The organism is Granulicella sp. L46 (assembly GCF_009765785.1).
In the GTDB taxonomy this organism is placed as follows: domain Bacteria; phylum Acidobacteriota; class Terriglobia; order Terriglobales; family Acidobacteriaceae; genus Granulicella.
The window spans coordinates 688196-708099 of record NZ_LMUT01000012.1; the positions used below are offsets into that span (position 1 = coordinate 688196).

The 19904-nt window shown below is 60.6% G+C and carries 16 protein-coding genes; 14 read left to right on the forward strand and 2 right to left on the reverse strand.

Features of this window, described 5'->3' with window-relative positions; genetic code table 11:
* Positions 1-31: 31 nt before the first annotated feature.
* The 11 genes from GSQ80_RS12280 to moaC all read left to right on the forward strand — a co-directional run bounded on the left by GSQ80_RS12280 (position 32) and on the right by moaC (position 9273).
* Positions 32-1336, forward strand: a complete 1305-nt coding sequence (locus GSQ80_RS12280) for a 3-deoxy-D-manno-octulosonic acid transferase (protein WP_158787909.1) — start codon at positions 32-34, stop codon at positions 1334-1336.
* Positions 1333-2385: a tetraacyldisaccharide 4'-kinase gene (gene lpxK / locus GSQ80_RS12285; protein ID WP_158787910.1), complete on the forward strand. Its 1053-nt coding sequence runs from the start codon at positions 1333-1335 to the stop codon at positions 2383-2385. The genes GSQ80_RS12280 and lpxK overlap by 4 nt, the downstream gene beginning before the upstream one ends.
* Positions 2385-3392, forward strand: a complete 1008-nt coding sequence (locus GSQ80_RS12290) for a glycosyltransferase family 9 protein (protein ID WP_158787911.1) — start codon at positions 2385-2387, stop codon at positions 3390-3392. The genes lpxK and GSQ80_RS12290 overlap by 1 nt, the downstream gene beginning before the upstream one ends.
* A gap of 47 nt (positions 3393-3439) precedes the next feature.
* Positions 3440-4015, forward strand: coding sequence for an isoprenylcysteine carboxylmethyltransferase family protein (locus GSQ80_RS12295; RefSeq protein ID WP_254059602.1), 576 nt, complete (start codon positions 3440-3442; stop codon positions 4013-4015).
* A 53-nt stretch (positions 4016-4068) separates the two neighbouring features.
* On the forward strand, positions 4069-4917 hold the full coding sequence (locus GSQ80_RS12300; RefSeq protein WP_371315711.1) for a DUF3108 domain-containing protein: 849 nt from the start codon (positions 4069-4071) through the stop codon (positions 4915-4917).
* 55 nt (positions 4918-4972) lie between these two features.
* Positions 4973-5281 (forward strand): putative signal transducing protein, encoded by a 309-nt coding sequence (locus GSQ80_RS12305; RefSeq protein ID WP_158787913.1) that lies wholly within the window; start codon positions 4973-4975, stop codon positions 5279-5281.
* The gene (queC, locus tag GSQ80_RS12310) at positions 5278-6006 is read left to right on the forward strand and encodes a 7-cyano-7-deazaguanine synthase QueC (protein WP_158787914.1); all 729 of its coding nucleotides are present in this window, start codon (positions 5278-5280) and stop codon (positions 6004-6006) included. The genes GSQ80_RS12305 and queC overlap by 4 nt, the downstream gene beginning before the upstream one ends.
* A gap of 43 nt (positions 6007-6049) precedes the next feature.
* Positions 6050-7249, forward strand: a complete 1200-nt coding sequence (locus GSQ80_RS12315; protein ID WP_216850297.1) for a tetratricopeptide repeat protein — start codon at positions 6050-6052, stop codon at positions 7247-7249.
* Positions 7250-7339: 90 nt separating this feature from the next.
* Positions 7340-8566: a gephyrin-like molybdotransferase Glp gene (gene glp, locus GSQ80_RS12320; protein ID WP_158787916.1), complete on the forward strand. Its 1227-nt coding sequence runs from the start codon at positions 7340-7342 to the stop codon at positions 8564-8566.
* A gap of 9 nt (positions 8567-8575) precedes the next feature.
* Positions 8576-8806: a hypothetical protein gene (locus GSQ80_RS12325; protein WP_158787917.1), complete on the forward strand. Its 231-nt coding sequence runs from the start codon at positions 8576-8578 to the stop codon at positions 8804-8806.
* Positions 8803-9273 carry a cyclic pyranopterin monophosphate synthase MoaC gene (gene moaC / locus GSQ80_RS12330; RefSeq protein WP_158787918.1) on the forward strand — a complete coding sequence of 157 codons (471 nt, stop codon included), beginning with the start codon at positions 8803-8805 and terminating at the stop codon, positions 9271-9273. Before GSQ80_RS12325 ends, moaC begins: the two co-directional genes overlap by 4 nt.
* An 836-nt stretch (positions 9274-10109) precedes the next feature.
* Here the strand turns inward: moaC and egtD are convergent.
* Positions 10110-11156: an L-histidine N(alpha)-methyltransferase gene (gene egtD, locus GSQ80_RS12335; protein WP_158787919.1), complete on the reverse strand. Its 1047-nt coding sequence runs from the start codon at positions 11154-11156 to the stop codon at positions 10110-10112.
* A gap of 254 nt (positions 11157-11410) precedes the next feature.
* Entirely contained in the window at positions 11411-12808 is a 1398-nt protein-coding gene (gene egtB / locus GSQ80_RS12340) for an ergothioneine biosynthesis protein EgtB (protein WP_158787920.1), read from the reverse strand.
* Positions 12809-13099: 291 nt separating this feature from the next.
* Between egtB and GSQ80_RS12345 the strand changes: the two genes are divergently transcribed.
* The 3 genes from GSQ80_RS12345 (at position 13100) to GSQ80_RS12355 (ending at position 19898) form a co-directional block, all read left to right on the forward strand.
* A complete protein-coding gene (locus tag GSQ80_RS12345) occupies positions 13100-13954 on the forward strand; it encodes a hypothetical protein (protein ID WP_158787921.1) in 855 nt (284 codons plus the stop codon).
* A 66-nt stretch (positions 13955-14020) separates the two neighbouring features.
* Positions 14021-17680: a TonB-dependent receptor gene (locus GSQ80_RS12350; RefSeq protein ID WP_254059603.1), complete on the forward strand. Its 3660-nt coding sequence runs from the start codon at positions 14021-14023 to the stop codon at positions 17678-17680.
* Between the two features lie 43 nt (positions 17681-17723).
* On the forward strand, positions 17724-19898 hold the full coding sequence (locus GSQ80_RS12355) for a VWA domain-containing protein (protein ID WP_158787922.1): 2175 nt from the start codon (positions 17724-17726) through the stop codon (positions 19896-19898).
* Positions 19899-19904: the final 6 nt, after the last annotated feature.

Below are 19904 nucleotides of genomic sequence, written 5' to 3' on the forward strand. Positions count from 1 at the left end.
AACAAAATACGGCGATGGGTAAAGCGTGACGATGCTGGCTTACAGCGCGTTGCTGACGCTGGCGCTCGCGCTGAGTTCGCCCTGGTGGCTGCTGCGCATGGCCACGACTGAGCGATATCGCGAGGGTTTGTGGCAGCGTCTTGGTGCAGTTCCCTGGCAGTTGGTGCTGTCCGTTCAAAGCAAGCGAGCGGTGTGGGTTCATGCTGTGAGCGTGGGTGAGGTGCTGGCGGCGTCGCGGTTGGTGGGAGAGCTGGAGGCGGCGTTGGGGGATGGATATCGGGTGGTAATTTCGACGACCACGCGCACCGGGCAAGCGCTGGCGCGCGAACGGTTTGGTGTGCACCGCGTGTTCTATATGCCGCTGGACTTTGCTTTCTCTGTGCGGGCGTATCTGCGCGCGGTTCGGCCGACTGCGGTCGTCCTGATGGAGAGCGAGCTTTGGCCGCGGATGCTGCACGAGTGCGGGCGTCGAGGCGTGCCGGTTGTGGTTGCGAATGCGCGGATGAGCGACCGGTCGTTTGCGCGAGCCCAGCGGATGCAATGGATCTGGGGGCGGATACTGCGCAAGCCTGCGCTGTGGCTGGCGCAGAGTGAGCAAGACGCATTGCGGCTGGTGATCGCGGGGGTTCGCGCGGAGCGGGTGCAGGCTGCGGGGAATATGAAGTATGACATCCGTGCACCGAAGCAGAGCCGGGTTCCGGAGTGGATTCGATCCATGGCGGGAGGGCGCTCCATCTTCGTCGCGGGAAGCACGGTGGACGGGGTGCCTGCGGAAGAGGAACTGGTGGTAGCAGCATGGAAAGAATCTTTGCGTGGAAAGACGAATGCACTGTTGGTATTAGCGCCGCGCCATCCGGAGAGGTTTTCGGGTGTGGAGGTTCTGCTGCGATCGATTCGCTATGTGAAGGCTAGTGAGCCTCTCGGGACAGGTGATGGAGCAGAGATTTCATCGCTGGGAATCGAGGTTGTGCTGCTCGACACGATTGGGGATCTTGCGGCTGTGTATGGGGTTGCAGATGTCGCGTTCCTCGGCGGCAGCCTGGTTCGGAAGGGTGGCCATAATCCGTTGGAGCCTGCGCAGTTTGGTGTGCCGGTGGTGATGGGTCCGTCGTACGAAAACTTCCGTGACGTGGTCACGAAGTTGAAGGAGGTAGGCGGGATTCGTATTGTGCACGATGAGATTGAGCTGGGTAACGTGGTCGCCGATTTGCTGGCGGATCGCGAAGAGGCGAAGGCGGTTGGGGAGGCGGGACGGCGGGTTTTTGAAGAGCAGCAGGGGGCAACGGCGCGATCGGTGAAGGCGATTGTGAGCTTGATTTCCGGGGAGGCGGCATGAGCGCGAGACGGGCGTGGGCGAAGCCGCTGGTGCCTTTGTATGCGGCTGCGATCCGGCTGAAGGAGGGGTTGCGTCGTGCGGGGCTCGGACGGACGCGCACGCTGAAGTGGCCTGTGGTGAGTGTTGGCAGTTTGTCGGCGGGCGGCGCGGGCAAGACTCCGGTGGTGATTGCGCTGGCGAAGCTTTTGCGCGACGGGGGATGGACAGTCGATGTTCTTTCGCGGGGGTACGGCCGCGAGGGGTGGGGCATGGAGCAGGTGGAGCCGGAGTTGGATTACGCGGCGCGTCGATTTGGAGATGAACCCGTCTTGATTGCCGAGCAGACGGGCGCGCCGGTGTGGGTGGGCGCCGATCGATATGTTGCGGGAAAGCGTGCGGAGGAACAGACTGAATGCATAGTGCGCGGCGTGCATCTGCTGGATGACGGATTTCAACATCGGCAACTTGGGCGAAGCGTTGATATCGTCCTGGTGACGTCGGAGGACCTTGAGGATACGTTGTTGCCGGCGGGCAATCTACGCGAGAGTTTGTCTGCGCTGCAGCGCGCAGACGTTCTGGTGGTTCGCCAGAACGAAGTGGATGCGGATATCGATGCGGGAGTTACGGCCGTAAATAAGCGCGCGTGGGAGATGCTTCGCGAGAGTGGACAGATGTGGATCGTGCGCAGGAAGCTGGTCTTCCCTGCTCCGCTGCGGGTGTTTGGAGCTGGACTTCGACCGGTGGCATTTTGCGCTATCGCGCGGCCGGAGGATTTTGCCACCATGTTGCAGAGCTCGGGATGTGGAGTGGTGGAGACGGTCGCGTTTCCGGATCATCATCGTTATACTGCGGCCGATATGAAGCGGGTGATTGAGGTGGCGAAGAGCCTGAATGGATCAGGATTCGTTACGACGGAGAAGGATGCGGTGAAGCTGACAGAAGCGATGCGGCGGCGGCTGGAAGAGCATGGACCGGTAATGGTGGTCGCGCTGGCGGCAGAGTTTGCGGATCCCGCAGCGGTGTTGCGCGCACTAGAAGCGAAGCTGCTGCGTCGGGGGGCAAAGGCCTGATGAAGATCCTTGTCATCCGCGTAGGTGCGATGGGCGACGTGCTGCATGCGTTGCCGGCAGTCGCTGCATTGCGGAGAATGCGGCCGGATTGGAAGATCGATTGGGTGGTGGATCCGCGGTGGGCGCCGCTGTTGGTCGATGGCGAGGGGGAAGGTCCGATTGTAGGCCGCGTGCATTTGGCGGAGACGAAGAAGTGGTCGAAGGCTCCGGCGTCGCCTGCAACGTTACGCTCGATTTTTGAGTTGCGCCGTGCGTTGCGGGGCGAGAGCTATGATCTGGCGGTCGATATGCAGGGGACGTTGCGGTCTGCGGTGATTGGGCGGATGTCGGGCTCGGAAAAGTTTGCAGGGTATAGCGATCCGCGCGAGGCTATGGCTGCGAAGTTTTACCGGACGAAACTCGAACGCAAGGGCAGGCATGTGATTGAGCAAGGCGCGGCGTTGCTGGGGGAGGCTTGTGGGGTGGCGCTGGAGCCGGGTGGCGTGGAATTGCCGCATGAGGAGTGGGCGGATCATTGGGCCGCGGAGGTGGTGGATGATCGGCGGACGTGCTTACTGGCTGCGAGTGCAGGATGGCCGGCCAAGTGCTGGGCGGTGAAAAACTATGGGGCGCTCGCTGTCGAACTGAAGGCTATGGGGATGGATGTCGTGGTGAATGCTCCGCGCAAGGATGATGCGTTGGCGGCGGCGGTGGTGGAGGCTAGTGGAGGCGTGGCGCGGGTTGTCGTGTGCAATGTTACTGGGTTGATTGCATTGATGCGACGAATGACGCTGCTGGTGGGTGGTGATTCTGGGCCGACGCATTTGGCGGCAGCGCTGGGTGTTCCGCTGGTGGCGCTGTTCGGGCCGACCGATCCGGAGAGGAATGGGCCTCGGGGGCCGGGCGCAAAGGTGGTGCTGCGTGATCCTGCTTCGGTGACGAGTTATAAGCGCGCGAATTCGGAAGACGCAGGATTGGCGAGGATCTCGGTGGACGCCGTAGTGGACGCCGTCCGCAGTCTGCTGTGAGGCGCAGGGATGCGATTTGAGAGAATGGTGGGATGGGTTCGGCGACGATGACGAAAGCTGGTGGCAAGACGGGTTGGCAAAAGATCGCACGCAGGGTGCGTGTCCCGCTTGGATTTGTTGTGGCGGCGGTTTTCCTCGTGTTTGCCCGGCCGAGCTGGCATACTCTGGCGTTGAGCCTGTTGCTGGTACTGCCGGGATTATGGCTGCGTGGGTATGCGGCCGGGTATGTGAAGAAAAATGCGGAGCTTACGCGGACTGGGCCGTATGCGCACACGCGCAACCCGCTTTATTTGGGATCGGTATGGATTGCGGCTGGGTTTGCCGTGGCTGCGGGACGCTGGTGGCTGGTCGTCTTGCTGATAGGAATGTTTCTGGCGATTTATGTGCCGACGATTTTGTCCGAGGAGAACTTTCTACGCGGCGAGTTTGCGGGCTTTGAGGAGTATTGCCGCAAGGTTCCGCGGCTTTGGTGGCGGTGGTCTGCGGCGCGCTTTGACGGCGTGGACGCGAGCGGCGGGCGGTTCTCAGCGGAGCGCTACCGGTATCATCGCGAGTACAATGCCAGTATGGGCGCAGTCGCGATTTATGCGGCCTTGACGCTGCGGATGATACTGTGGCACTGACACTTCGCAGGTGCGTCTAACCCACGGGAGATGCTGATTTGAAGGTTGTTTGGATGGCCCGTTTGCGGGTCTGGAGAGACTCGTCGGCGGTGGTCGTGGGGAGAACAGCCTTTGCGCTGGCCGTTGTGATGAGCTTTGGACAGCCGCTGAAGATGAAGGCGCAGCTGTTTTCGAAGCCGGTAACGCCGGCCGTGCAGCGACCGATTCCGGTACTGCAGCCGCCCGCTCCAGGGTTTGATTATCCTCAGCACCAAACCCTTACCTACAGCGTGGATTGGCGGGTTTTTACGGCGGGAACTGCGGTATTTCACCTGGACCAGGTGGGGAATCTGCTGAAGATCTCGGCTACGGCAAATACGGTAGGCGCGGTGAATATGCTGTTCCCGGTGGTGGATGGCTTCCAGTCGGGCTTCGATTTGAAGACTGGGTGCTCGACAGGGTTCGATAAGCAGACGCAGGAGGGCCGGCGCAAGATCGCAAGCGATCTCACCTTCGATTATGTACATGGAAAGCAGACGCGGAACGAACGGAACCTGGTTAAGGGCACGGCTACGCATAACGTGACCAATATTCCGGCTTGCGTGACGGACTTGCTGTCGGCCATGTTTTACACGCAATCGCAACCGATGGCGCCCGGACAGACAGTGGAATTCCCGTTAGCGGATGCGATGCGGACGGTAAGCGTGGGCATGAAAGTAGAGGGTCGCGAGGAAATCAAGACACCCGCAGGGACGTTTCAGACCATCAAAGTTCAAGCGACCGCAGAAGAGGGGGTCGTGAAAAACCGCGGCAGCATCTGGATCTGGTACACAGATGATGCTCGGCATCTACCCGTGCAGATGCAGGCCCGGCTGTTCTGGGGCACGATTACTTTCCACCTGCAATCGGTTGATTTCAAGTAGCCGAGCCGCGGAGAATAAGGACAACCGCGCAAGCGGAGACAGCGAGACGAAGATCATGAGCAACGAAGCGAACGTGGATCAGAGGAACACGGATCAGCAGGACGAGTTAGTCACGATAGCCACCTTTCCAGAGCCAATGGAGGCCAACATGGCGAGGTCTGCGCTGGAAGCTTCCGGCATTCCCGTATTTGTTGTGGGGGAGACGGCAAACAGCATGATTCCGGTTGCATTTGAATCGCAGCTGCAGGTGCAGGCAAAAGACGAAGCGGCGGCGCGTGGCCTGCTGGAGGCGATGAATGATGCGCCTGAATCCTTGGAGTCGGTAACCGCGGCAGAGATTGCAGCGGAGGATTCGTCAAAATGAGTCGGGCGAGGGCCGTGGTCTGCCTCTCAGGGGGGATGGATTCCACTGTCTGCGCGACACTGGCAGCTCGAGATTACGACAGCTTTGGTCTGCACTTCAGTTACGGTCAGCGCACGCAGAAGCGTGAATTGCAGGCAGCGCGCGAGGTAGCGAACGCGGTTGGGTTGCGGGAGTTGATGGAGCTGGATACAGATCTTTTCCGGCGCATCGGCGGATCGGCCCTGACGGACTCGAGGATTGCGGTACCGGAAGCGGCTATCGACGGGATAGACGGTGCCTCGGCGAGAGCAGGAGAGGATGTGCCGGTGACCTATGTTCCCTTCCGCAATGCGCATTTTCTGAGCGCGGCGGTGAGTTGGGCGGAGGTTCTGGGAGCGACGACCGTGTTCATGGGCGCGGTCGAACAGGACAGTTCGGGTTATCCGGACTGCAGGCCAGCGTATTACGAAGCCTTCAACGAGCTGATCCGTCGAGGGACCAAAGAGGGCGAGATCAAGGTGGTAACGCCACTGATCAAGCTAAGAAAGCACGAGATTGTGACGCTGGGAGTTGAATTGGGCGCTCCGTTACATGTAAGTTGGTCGTGCTACTCAGGTGAAACTGAGGCCTGCGGAGTGTGCGAAAGTTGCGATTTGCGGCTGCGAGCTTTTTCCGCAGCCGGCTTAGCCGACCCAATCCGCTATGCACAGAGCGGAACGGCACGAGATTATACGAACGTCCGTTAGCAGATCGAGGCTTCGGGCTGAATCGAAAGAAGGCGACGAAATGATGAAGACTTATAGAGGTTCTCTTTTTGCCAAACTTGCAAGCATCGTGGGTGTGGCAATTTTCGCGATTACTCCCGCGCTTGCTCAGAAACCTGGAGCGACGGTGCATGGTCACGTCACAAACCCCGCGGGGATGAGCTTTACCACCGGTGAGGTGAAGTTCACGACCGATCAGTCAGTGGCCTACAAGGACGCCAAGTTCGCGACGGTTGTCCCAATCGATGGCGAGGGAAACTATAAAGCTACCGGCGTGGCACCGGGCAATTACTACGTCTACTTCGTGCAGGGCACCACTGTCGCCGATCGGCTTGAGCTGAAGGTGAAGGGTGAGGACACGGACCTGACACTGGATGATGACATGTCGCGCGCCGAGTACATCAAGCAGATGACTCCGGAGCAGCAGAAGGCGCTCGAAGAGTACAAGAAGAAGAATGCTGCGGTTAGCTCGGCTAACGAGGTCATCGCAAAGTTGAATGGGACGTTGAAGACGGTGCGCGCAGATCTGGCGGCTGCGGCTCCGAACAAGGACGACGTGAGCAAGGACGTCGCGATGATGAAGGAGGCCGTTGGCGCAAAGCCCGATGAAGGCTTGCTCTGGCTGACTTACGGCGACACGCTGCTGGCTCAAGGGCGGCACCTGGCCGATGCAGATAAGAAAGCCAGCAAATCTCCCAGCTCTGATGACGCGGTAAGTCAGACGTACGGCGAGGCGGTGGATGCTTACAAGAAGGCTGTGGCACTCGATTCAGCGGCCGCGAAGCCCAATGTTGCAGGTCTGGCGGCTGACTATAACCAGCTTGGCAATGCACTAACCGCGCAGGGCAAGACCGATGAGGCGATCCCCGCATTCGACAATGCGGCGAAGGCAGATCCTACCAAGGCGGGCATCTATTACAAGAATGCCGCCGCTGTCCTATACAACGCTGGACAGATGGATGCGGCGCTGGACGCAGCGAACAAAGCGATTGTCGCTGATCCGAACCAGGCCGATGCTTATTTCATCAAGGGTCAGGCTTTGGTGACGAAGTCGGCTGTCGACCCGAAGACGAATAAGTTGACGGCGCCTCCAGGATGCGTTGAGGCGTACGACAAGTTCCTCGCGCTGGCACCCAACGATCCGAAGGTTCCGCAGGTGAAGGCAGTGCTGGCGAGCCTTGGCGAAACGATCGACACGAATTACAAGGCACCGAAGAAGCACTAAAGAGCGTGCAGTGAGGAGAGCCCCGGTCAGGAGCAGTTGACCGGGGCTTTCGCGTCTCTGAACCGAGGTCGCGGGCGGGAGATTTGGACGATGAGCGAGAGGGTGTTGCCGTTCGAGCAGGCATTGGAGGAGGTGCTGACGCAGGCGCGTTCGGGTGGGAGTGTGCGCGGGGTGGAGGTTGTGGAGCTGCTCGCTGGTGCGGGCAGGGTGCTGGCTGCGGTGGTTGTGGCGGACCGGGATCAGCCGGCGTTCGATCGGGCTACGCGGGATGGGTATGCGGTTCGCTCGGGGGATGTGGGTAAGGCGTTGCGGGTTGCCGGTTCGGTGCGGGCGGGCGAGAGTTGGTCAGGTAAGGCGCTGGGTGAGGGTGAGGCGATCGAGATCATGACGGGAGCTCCTTTGCCTGTTGGGGCGGATGCTGTGGTGATGGTCGAGCATACGGCGTTGGCTGAGGAAACGCTGCGCGTGGAGGCTGGGCGTTCGTTGAGGGTTGGGGAGAATGTGGTGCCGCGCGGGGCGGAGACGCTTGCCGGCAATGTAGTGCTGCCTGTTGGGCGTTCGCTGGGCGCGGCGGAGATCAGTGTCGCGGCTAGTTGTGGACTGGCGAAGGTGCAGGTGTTCGCTCGGCCGAAGGTGGCGATTATTGCGACGGGCGATGAGTTGGTGGAGTTGGATGAACCGATGGAGGCTTGGCAGATTCGGAACTCCAATAGTTATGCGCTGGCCGCGCTGGTGGAGGCTGCTGGCGGCGTTGGCTTGCGGCTGGCGATTGCGCGGGACACGCTTGGGGAGCTGCGGGCGCAGGTCGCTGAAGGCCGCGAGGCGGATCTGCTGCTGCTGTCGGGCGGCGTTTCGATGGGCAAGTATGACCTCGTCGAGCAGGTGCTGCGGGAGTTTCGCGCGGAATTCTTCTTTACGGGTGCGCTGATTCAGCCGGGAAAGCCGATTGTGTTTGGGCGGTTGCCTTCGGAGAAGGGTTGGACTTACTTCTTTGGGTTGCCGGGAAATCCTGTGTCGGCGCAGGTTTGCTTTGCTTTGTTTGTTGCGCCGATGCTGCGGGCGCTGGCTGGTCGGACGGAGATTGCGCCGGTGTTTGTGGAGGCTCGGCTGAGTGAGGGGGTGAAGGGTGGGGCACGGGTTACTCGGTTTCTGCCGGCTGAGTTGAGCGGCGGTTGGGATGGGGTTGGGGTTCGGGTTGTTGGTTGGCAGGGTTCAGGGGATGTGGTGGCGAATGCTCGCGGGAATGGGTATGTGGTGCTTCCAGCGGGCGTCGAACACTTCCCTGCTGGGCTGACGGTGCGCGTGTTGCTGCGGTAGGATCACTGCATGAGCGACCGAAGCGAGAATCTCCTTTTCGTTAGCGGCATTTTGATCGGGCTGGGTGTTGGCCTGTTCGTGGGCGTTGGGATGGCTGTGGTGGGTGTGTTCTTTGTGCTGCACCACATGTTCGTCCCGGGAACTCACTGGTTCTTGAAGCTGCTGCTGTCCTCGCTGGTGCCGGTAATCATGATCGTGGCCGGCTGGTTGACGCGTACGTTCGCGCGGAGGCGACCGTGAGCGACAAGCTGTCGCACTTTGATGAGGGTGGGCAGGCTCGGATGGTGGATGTTGGGGCTAAGGCTGAGACGCGGCGGGAGGCTGTGGCTTCCGCGTTCGTTGAGTTGAATGAGGCTGTGTTGGCTGCCTTGCCGCAGAATCCCAAGGGTGATCCGTTGGAGGTGGCTCGGTTTGCCGGAATCCAGGCGGCGAAGCGGACTAGTGAGTTGATCCCGATGTGTCATCCGCTCGCGCTGACGTTTGTGGATGTGCAGGCTACCGTGGTGGCCGGTGGGGTGGAGATTCGGGCTACTGCGGCTACTGTGGCTGGGACGGGCGTCGAGATGGAGGCTATGACTGCGGCGGCGGTTGCGGCGCTTACTGTCTATGACATGACCAAGGCGCTGGATAAGGGGATTCGGATTCGGGAGATTGTGTTGCTGTCCAAGACCGGCGGGAAGAGTGGGACGTATACGCGGGTTGTGTAGGGGTGCCCCCCTCCCCCCTCGGGGTATGACTTCATGTGTAAACGATTCTATTCAAACGGGTTAGGGACGAAAGTACCCCCTGGCTGGTTGATGTAACTGTTGCATCTAAGGACGTTAAGGGTCGAGGTACTACCATCGAAAGACTTTACGCGTGGATGGGGCGTGGGGTCTTTCATTCCTTGGGTATGGGTTGAGTCGTTGGCCCCTTGTTTTGGGCGGCGTGGGTTTCTGATTTGTCGTGGGAGAGGGTCTAGTTCAATTGTAGTGGGTTGGTGGGGGTAAGTATGCCAAGTTGGTTGGCGCGAAATCGGCAATGGGGGCGCGGGGTTTGTGGGTTTGGTGAGGTGGTGGGGGGTTGACATGCTGATTTTGGGCTGTTTTTAGGGTGATTGGGGGGGATTTATTTTTTGGGGGTGAGTGCAACGGTTCGTCCGCAGGCCGGGTGGGTTGGCTACGTAGCGAGCTATTGCCTAAAGGGGTTAGCGATCGAGGTGAGTCGAAAGCGTCGGGGTCCTTCGGCTGCGCTCAGGATGACAGAGCTTGGGTGAGGAGACGTTCGGACGAACGCAGATTGCCGGAGGGAGTGACAGACAGAAAGAAAGGCAAGGGCAAGAACGGGAGAAAGCAGGTTCCTCGCTACGCTCGGAATGACAATTTCTCTTAGAAATTGTCAAAGAAAAGCAAAAGCAAAGGCAAAGGCAAAGGCAAAGGCAGAGGCAGAGGCGGAGGCAGAGGCAGAGGCAGAGGCAGAGGCAGAGGCGGGGGCAGGGGCAGGGGCAGGGGCAGGGGCAATCGTAACGGCAACGACCGGGGCAGCGTGGGCAAAACGATCCGGGCTAGAGGGTGTGGGCCAGGGTTAGGGCGAAGCTGCGGGTGGGGTCGTGGAAGGTGCGGGTGGGGGTGAAGCCAGAGCGGGTTAGGAGGTCGTTGAGGGCTTCGTCGGTGAACTTGTGGCTGTTTTCGGTGTGGATGGTTTCGAACTGGGCGAAGGGGATGCGCTGGCCGGCTATGTGGACCGTTTGGGGTATGAGGCTTTCGAGGTGCATCTCGATGCGGCTTTCGTTGGCGTTCCAGCGGGCGCGGTGGGAGAAGGCATCGAGGTTGAAGTCGGCGTCTAGATCGCGGTTGAGGCGGGTGAGAATGTTGAGGTTGAAGGCGGCGGTAACTCCGGCTGCGTCGTCGTAGGCGGAGAGGATGGTGGAGATCGGCTTGTGGGCGCTGGGGGCGAGGTCGGCGCCGAGGAGGAGGGCGTCGCCGGGCTGGAGGTGGGAGCGGAGGCGATGCAGGATGGCTTGAGCTTCCTCTGGTGAAAAGTTGCCGATGCTGGAGCCGATGTATAAGGCGAGGACTCGGCTGCGGGGGCCGTGCTGGTGGCCGTTGCCGTTGCCATTGCCCGAGGTGCAGGGATGTTGGAGGGTGTAGGGTTCGGTGACGTAGTTGGCTACCTGGGCATGTACGTTGAGGCCGGGGATGGTGAGGGCGAGGTTTTCAGCGGCTTCGAGGGCGGAGGCGCTGACGTCGATGGGCTGGTAGAGGAGGTTGGGCTGGAGGCGGGTGGCGGCCTGGAGGAGGAGGCCGGTCTTGGTGGCGGAGCCGGCGCCCAGCTCGGCGATGGTGAAGGTGTCGTGAGAGTGGAAGGACTGGCTTGCGGGGGCGCCGGGGGTGAGGAATTCGCGGAGGATGTCGTCGGCGTGGGTGGCGAAGAGGGCGCGCTCGGTGCGGGTGAGGTAGTACTCGGGGAGGTCGGTGATGGCTTCAAAGAGCTCGGAGCCGCGCTCGTCGTAGAAGAGCCAGGGGGAGAGGACCTTGGGGGAGGCGGTTAGGCCGGAGAGGGCTTCGTTCAGGACGGCCTCGTTGAGGGAGACAGGGGTCGCGGTGGTCAAAGGGGGCCTCGTGGGAGAGCAAGGTACGAACGAAAGAGCTTCGGGCTTGGATGCGAGGTAGAGGCTTTGCGGTTCAGGATTGCTCGGAAATCGGGTTCGGCTTTGGTGCGGCTAATCCTTTAGCGAACGGATGTTCGTGGCATCGCGTGATTATCGCCATCACGTAGAAATACGGGGGTCCTTCGCTCCGCTCAGGATGACAGCGAAAAACTGACAACGACAATCAACTACAGGTACAAAGGCGACGGCGGGAACTACGCTCCGTCGCGGGCCAGGCGGAGGCCGCTGAACTGCCAGCGGGTGGCGGGGGAGAAGAAGTTGCGATACGTGGCGCGGATGTGGGTCTCGGGGGTTACGCAGGAGCCGCCGCGGAGGACGATTTGGGAGCTCATGAATTTGCCGTTGTATTCGCCGAGGGCGCCGGGGAGAGGCTTGTAGCCGGGGTAGCCGGTGTAGGGCGACTGAGTCCACTCCCAGACGTCGCCGTAGAGCTGCTGGGGGGTGGGGGCCGTGGCGCTGCCTACCTGGGGGTGGAGGGCGCCGGATTCCATGAAGTTGCCGTGGATGGACGGAGAAGCAGATCCTCCGCCTTCAGTGAAGGATGACAATTCTTTGGATTGCTGGGCGGCGACAAACTCCCATTCGAACTCGGTGGGGAGGCGGTTGCCGGACCAGCGGGCGAAGGCGTCGGCCTCGAAGAAGCTGACGTGGCAGACGGGGGTTTCGGAGAGCTCGCCGAGGGGGCGGAAGCCGTTGAGGGTGAAGATGCTCCAGCCGGAGGGATTGTGGGAGTCGCGCGTCCAGTAGAGAGGGGCTTGCCAGCCCTGGGCCTGGAGGGTGTCCCAGCCTTCGGAGAGCCAGAGCTCGGGGCGGGCGTAGCCGTCGTCTTCGATGAAGGCGAGGTACTCGGCGCAAGTTACGGCGCGGGAGGCTAGCTGGAAGGGCGGGAGATAGATGGGGTGGCGCGGGGTTTCGTTGTCGAAGGCGAAGGCGTAGATATCGTTTGGGTCGGGGGAGATGCCGATGCCGACGATGCCGGGACGGGCGGAGGTGCCGGGGGTGAAGCTGATCCAGTTGAGCGGCGGGGAGATGCTGTCGGCACCGGCAGCAATCTGGTTGAGTTGGGGCGGAGACAGGCGGTAGGCGGGGTGCAGGGGGTTGGTGAAGAAGGCGTGCTTGATGTCGGTGGCGGCGAGTTCGAGATGCTGCTGCTCGTGCTCGAGGCCGAGGACGATGCGGCGCTGAGATTCGTCCTCGGGATGACTGCAGAGGAGGCGCTCGATGGCTGCGTCTACATGGCGACGGTAGGCGAGGATCTGGTCGAGGGGAGGGCGGGAGAACGAGGCGCGGAGCTTCTTTTCCGGCATCTCACCGAGGGCGCGGTAATAGCTATTGAAAAGCCATTTGAAGTTGGGGTCGAAGGGCTGGTACCCGGCAACGAACTCGGAGAGAACGAAGGTTTCGAAGAACCAGGAGGTGTGGGCGAGATGCCATTTGACGGGCGAGGCTTCGGCGCAGGATTGGACCATCATGTCTTCCGGGGATAAGGGACTACAGAAGGCCATGGTCGCGGCACGCACGGTGCGGAAGCGATCGAGGAGATCCGCGCTGCGCGATTGTTTGGGGGCGAGATTTGTCGACTGCGTCAGCATGGTTTGCTCCAGGGTACATTCGATGCTTCTGGCGCTTGGATGCTTCACAAAGCGGGGTTGTTGCTCTGAATTTGCTTTGGGGGATGCTTTGGTATTGGTCGTGAGACGGCGAGCGAGGGGCCGTTGTTTGACGGTAAACCCAAGCGCGGAGAAAGACAATGGCCACGCGGCAGAATCGGAGGGCCGCGCGAGTGGTGAGACACGGCGAATAATTCGCTTGGTGAGCGCGTCTTCCGGGTGGGGATGCCGTCTTTGTTTGTAGAGAGTATGGGGTGGGCGAAGGAGCACGGTATGGGTCGTAAGGCGAGGTTGGCGGCGCTGTGGGCAGTGGTGGTGGGTGCGGGTGTGATTCGTGCGCAGGTGCAGATTCAGGCGCCGCCGCCGGGAGCGCAGCGGGGCGGCGGAGAATTCTTCGCGAATATGCAGCGGGTGGCGGGGGAAGTGACGGCGATTTCGGGATCCACGCTGACCGTGAAGACGGAGGATGGCGGGTCGATGCAAGTTGTGACGACCGACAATACGCGGGTGATGATGGGTGGAGGTCGAGCTACGGTAGCTGCTTCGTCGGGTGGCACGCCCGGTGCGGTGACGCCGCCTCCCGCTCCAGGTCGCGCTCGCGAGACTGTGGTGAAGATTTCGGATTTGAAGGTGGGGGACGGGGTGATGGCGGCCGGGATTCTGGATGCGCCGAATAAGACGCTGCATGCTGCGGTCGTGTTTGCGACCGACGCGGCGCAACTTAAGGCGATGAAGGAGAATTTGGGGAAGACGTACATCGTAGGGCGGGTGACGGCGATTGATCTCGATAACGCGAAGATGACGGTGGAGCGGCCGGACCACGTGGCGCAGACGATCGGGCTGGATGAGACGACTTCGTTTCGGAAGGGCGGACGAGGTGCGCGGATGAGCGGAATGGCTGGCAGCGGAGTTGCTGGCGGCGGAACGGGTGCGGCGGCAGAGCAGGGTGGGGAGAGCATTACGCTGGCCGATATCAAGGTGGGGGAGAACGTGCGGGGGACTGGGTCGGTGAAGGGTGGGATCTTTGTGCCGACGGAACTGGTGGTGATCGAGCGGGGTCCGCGCGCGGCGGGAGATGCGGCGTCGGGTGGTAAGGCGAGGCCTAGTCCGAATCCGAACCCGCAGTAGGAAGAACAAGAACAGAAGCAGATTCCCAAAGGGAATGACAGAAAGAAAAGCAAGGGCGAGAACGGTGTGCGGCTGAGTTGGTTGCGGTTTGGGATTGAGGGAGAGGTGTACGTGGAGGGTCGGACGATAAGACGGCGAGTGTGGATGGCGGCGGCGATGCTGTGCGGGGGTGCGTTGATGGCGCAGAGCCCTACGGCTGTACAGCCTGAGCCAGCCATACAGCCAGGATCCGCAGTACCCGCTGTTGTAGCGATACAGGCTCCGGCGGCGCAGGGGGCGGCAGTTGCTGGGCAGGGCGGAACGATCGAGGGTCGGGTGGTTGCTGGCGCGGGGGGTAAGGGCGGGGGAGTTCCGCTGCCGGGGGTTGCGATTACGGCGATGAATTCGTTGACTGGGAGAAAGTACGCGACGACAACTGACATTGATGGAAAGTATGCGATGGCGATTTCTCGCAATGGGCGGTACGTGGTGCGGGCGCAGCTGACGGGGTTTGCGGATGTTACGCAGGAGGTCGTGCTGAATGGGGTGCAGGCCGAGGCGGCGAACCAGGGGATTACGATTGTGCCGAAGGCTACGGATTTTGGATTGCAGTTGGCGAGCCGGGTTGCCGCGGAGGAGGCGAAGCAGGCGCAGGGTTCGGGGCTGGGAGCGCAGGGGGGGATGCAGGGGTTGAGTTTGAATGCGGGTGGGGATGTGGCGGATGCGACGACGGGGACGCGCAATGCGGGGGCGGCAATGCCAACGCTGTCGGGGATGGGGGATGAGTCGGCTGACTCGGTAACAGTGCAGGGGCAGACGGGTGGGACCAATGGGCTGGCGAACTTGAGCGAGGAAGAGATTCGGCAGCGGGTGCAGGATGCGGTGGCGCAGGCGCGGGCGAGCGGGATGATTCCGCAGGGCGGCGATCCTACCAATGCGATCGTGGGTGCGCTTGGCGGGATGATGGGCGGTGGTGGATTTGGTGGAGGTGGGGGTGGGCGCGGTGGACGCGGCGGTGGTGGTGGCTTTGGGAGTGGGGCGTTTCGGAACTTCAATCCATCGCAGCCGCACGGAAGTATTTATTACCGGGTGAGCAATGGGGCGCTGGATTCGGCGCAGTGGTCGCCGACGTTGCAGCCGCAGATGAAGCCGTCGTCGTACGCGAATAATTATGGCGTGACGTTTGCGGAGTCGCCGTACATTCCAGGACTGACGAAGCCGAATCCGAAGCAGTTCGTGTTCATCAATTTGACGGGGCAGAAGAATCTGAATGCGTTTCTGGGTGGGCCGGAGCGGGTGCCGACGACGCTGGAGCGCGAGGGGGATTTTTCGGAGTCGACGCAGGTTGTGAATGGAGTGATCACGCCTGTGACGATTTATGATCCCGCCACGGGGCTGCCGGTGAATGGAAATAATCTGGCGAATGCGACGACGCCGATCTCGCCGCAGGCGCTGGCGCTGCTGCAGTATTACCCGGCGCCGAATATTCCGGTCAACGCGCAAGGGTATAACTACGAGACGATTTCGAATGCAGGCAATAACGTGGTGGCGTTGAACACGCGGTATGTGCGCACGCTGGGTGGAAGTGCGGGATCGCCGTTTGCGATGCTTGGCGGCGGCGGTGGAGGCGGGCGACGCGGTGGAGCAAGCATTGGGCCGGCTACGCTGCAGCAGAATATCAACATTGGATACAACTACTCGCACCAGGCACAAGATCAGCGGAATATTTTTTTGGCGCTGGGCGGAGCGAGTGAGAGCGATGGCAACCAGCTGAGCACAGGGTACACGGTTTCGTACGGACGACTGTCGAATCATGCGACGTTGACGTGGAACAGGCTGAATACGGAGGCGCGGAATTATTTTACGAACACTGCGAATGATCCGACGACGGCGGCTGGGATCACGATTCCGAATGAGAGTGGCGGGTTTGCCGATCCGAACTTTTATAACGGCCTGCCCTCGCTCAATATCAGCAACTTTGCGGGGCTTACGAATGCAACGCCGAGCCAGTTGATTAACCAAACAATCAGCTTCTCTGATTTTGTTGCGTATCGGCATGCGAAACACAACTTTCGTTTAGGGCTGGATATTCGGCGAGTGCATGCCGATTCGATTGGCGGAAATGATCCGCTGGGGCAGTTCACGTTTACGGGCTATGCGACGGAGAGCCCGGAGGACAAGGCTGTTGGGAGCGCGGCGTTGACGGGATCGGGGTTTGCAGATTTTCTGCTGGGGCTGCCGCAGAGTACGGCAATCCAGGCGGGGCTGTACAAAATTTATCTGCGCGAGAATGTGTACGACTGGTACGCGAACGATGACTTCCGGCTGGCTGCAAATTGGACACTGAATTTTGGTCTGCGGTATGAGTATTTCGCGCCGTATACGGAGAAGAACAACCGGTTGGTGAACCTGGATCACAACGCGGATTTTAGCGAGGTGGATCCGGTGCAGCCGGGACAGATAGGAGAGTTTCAGGGCAAATTTCCGAGCGGGTTGGTGAATCCCGATCGTGCGATGTACGCGCCGCGATTTGGATTGGCGTGGAGGCCGAAGTCGACATCGAAGTGGACCAAGCAGACGGTGGTGCGTGCGGGGTATGGGATCAACTACAACACGGGACAGTTTGCGGCGATGGCGAAGTCGCTCTCGTTTCAGCCGCCGTTTGCGGAGACGCAGACGAATGTTCTTCCGGTGGCGAGCGCGGCGAATCCAGATCCGGCGTCGACGGGCTGCGTGACGACTACGCCGGACTCGACTGCGAACATGACACTGGCGAATGGCTTTGGGTGCTCGACGGAAGAGACGATTCAGAATAACTATTCGGTGAACAAGTATTACCGGCTGGGGATGGTGCAGGCGTACAACGTGAATATCCAGCGGACGTTTCCAATGGGGATCGTATTCAACATTGGATATAACGGGGCGAAGGGTAGCGGGTTGGATGTGCTCGGGTCTCCGAACAGCACGCCCGCGGGAGTTACGACGCCGGGTGTGGCGCCATTTTTGTATGAGACATCGGTGGCGGGATCGCATGCTAATTCGCTGGTGGTGAGCTTGCAGAAGCGGCAACAGAAGGGCATCGCGCTGGGGATTACGTATACGTATGGGCATGCGATTGATAATGCGTCGTCGGTTGGGGGGTCGAGTGCAACGAGCGTGCAGAATTTCCAGCGACTGGATTTGGAAGAGGGCAATTCTTCCTTTGATGTGCGGCAGAGCGCGACGGGCAACTGGCTGCTGTCGCTTCCGTTTGGGCCCAACCGCGCGTACTTCAACAAGGGTGGATTCTGGTCGCATGCGCTGGACGATTTCTCGCTGAGCGGGACGTTTACGTTCTCGACGGGGAGCTACTTTACGCCGTCGTACTCGGGAAGCCAGGAGGAGGCGTCTTCGGGCAACGCGTTTACGCTGCGACCGGACCGCGTATTTACGCAGCCTATCAAGGGTGCGGGGACGATCAATGACTTCTTCAACAAGGCGGCGTTTGCGGTGCCGGCTGGCGAGTATGGGACGGCGTCTCGAAATTCGATTGAAGGGCCGGGGACGGCGGCGGTGAATGCGTCGCTGTCGCGGACGATTGAGTTTGGCGGGACGCGGTCGTTTGAGGCGCGCGTGACAGCGAGCAACGTGTTCAACACGGTGCAGTATAGCGGGATCAATACGACGGAAAACTCGGCGAACTTTGGTGTGGTGACGAGTGCGGCGCAGATGCGGACGTTGCTGATGCAGGCGCGGTACAGGTTCTAAGGGCAGAGTGTAGAGCGTAGACAGTAAAGCGTAGAGGATGGCGATGCGGCGATTGGTGGCGGCGGTGATGGCTGGGGTGGTCGGGCTGGGCGGGCCGGTCGGGGCTGCACAGACGGCTGCGCCCGTGTCGCAAGACGTTCAACAGGCCGCGGGCCAGGGGACGTATCGGCTGAATTTGAATGCGAATATTGTGTTGACGAACGTGGTGGTGCGGGACAAGAAAACGGGCGCGGTGGTGAAGGGGTTGAAGGCGTCCGACTTTACGATCTATGAGGACAAGAAGCCGCAGAAGATTATCAGCTTCGACTATCAGAATGTGGATGAGGCGGCGGTGCTGGCGGAGAAGTCGACGGCTTCGGGAAAGGCCACGGTCGCCGATCTGTTGGAGAGGAATTTTGCGGCGAGTCCGAAGGAGTTGAAGGACCATCGGCTGATTGTGATCTTCTTCGATTTGAGTTCGATGCAGGATGAGGATATTGATCGCGCGGTCGAGGCTGCGGAGAAATATGTGAAGACACAGATGCAGCCGGCGGATTTGGTGGCGCTGGTGAGCATGTCGACGGGTCTGACGATGGACCAGGATTTCACGTCGAACAAAGACGCGCTGCTGCGGGGGCTGGGGAAGTATAACGGCACGGATGCGACGGGATTTGCGAATGGGGGGACGGGGTCGACTAGTGGGACGGCGGATGATACGAGCGCGTTTGCGGCCGATGATACGGAGTACAACAGCTTGAATACGGACCGCGAGCTGCTGGCGATTCGGACGATTGCGAAGAGTTTGGAGCGGGTGGATCAGCGGAAGTCTATGCTGTATTTTTCTGGTGGGCTGACGCGGAATGGGATTGAGAACCAGGCTAGTTTGCGGGCCGCAACGAACGAGGCCGCGAAGGCGAATATGGCGATCTACTCGGTGGACTCGCGGGGGCTGCAGGCGTTGCCGCCGGTGGGGGATGCGAGCACGGGAAGTTTGCGCGGGAATTCAGCGTATAGCGGAGGTGCGGCGACGGCGCAGATCAGCTCGAATGCCCAATCACAGGAGACGCTGGATACGCTGAGCATGGATACGGGCGGGAAGGCGTTCTTCGACTCGAATGATTTTGCGCCGGTGTTTCAGCAGATACAGCATGATACGGAAGCGTATTACATCCTGGGATTTCGATCGACGAATCAGCGGCAGGATGGGTCGTATCGGCACCTGACGGTGAAGGTGAATCGCGACGATGTGAAGATCGAGTATCGGCCGGGCTACTACGCGGGGGCGGACTTCCAGCATCAGAAGAGCGAGGACCGCGAAGAGGCGCTGACGGAGCAGATGCGTAGTGATTTGCCGGCTACGGATGTCGCGGTGTATCTGCAGGCACTTTATTTTATGAGCAGCAAGAATTTGTACTTTATTCCGGTGAATTTGATCGTGCCGGGATCGCAAATTCCGTTTGTGAAGGGTGGGGATCGGGACAAGGCTACGCTGGATATTGTGGGGCAGGTTAAGGACGCCCAGGGCATCTCGGTGGGGAATGTTCGGCAGACAGTGAAGCTGGCGGTGGATGCGGCGGCGGAGGTGCAGCGAAAGAATATTCAGTACTCGACTGGCTTTACGCTGGCGCCGGGGAGGTATCACTTGAAATTCGTGGTGCGTGAGAATCAGACCGGCAACATGGGGAGCTTTGAGACGGACATCCAGGTGCCGGATTTGAAGAAGGCTCCGCTAAAGATGAGTTCGGTGGTGGTAGCGAGCCAGCGAACGCCGAATACGGAGAAGCATGCGGCGAGTCCGCTGGTGCGCGATGGGCTGGAGTGGGTGCCGAATGTGGCTCACGTGTTCCGGCAGAACCAGCACCTTTATTTTCTGTACGAGGTGTATGACCCGGGGAAGTCGAAGGACGTGAAGGGCGAGGCCGTGACCACCCCAGCGAGCAAAGACCGCTCGCCGGGGACCCCGATTAAGCTGCTGACCAGCATCCAGTTCATGAGCAACGGAACGAAGGTGTATGAGACTCCGCTGGTGACGGCGGTTGCTGTCAATGATCCGGAGCATGGTGCGGTGGTGTTCCAGTTCGATGTGCCGCTGGCGCAGCTGAAGCCGGGAACGTATATCTGCCAGGTGAATGTGATTGATGATGCGGGCGGGAGCTTTATGTTTCCGCGATTGGCGCTAAAGGTGGTGGTGCCTGAGGCTGTCACGCCAGCGGTTGCTGCTGCGCCGGTAACGAAGTGAGGTCCG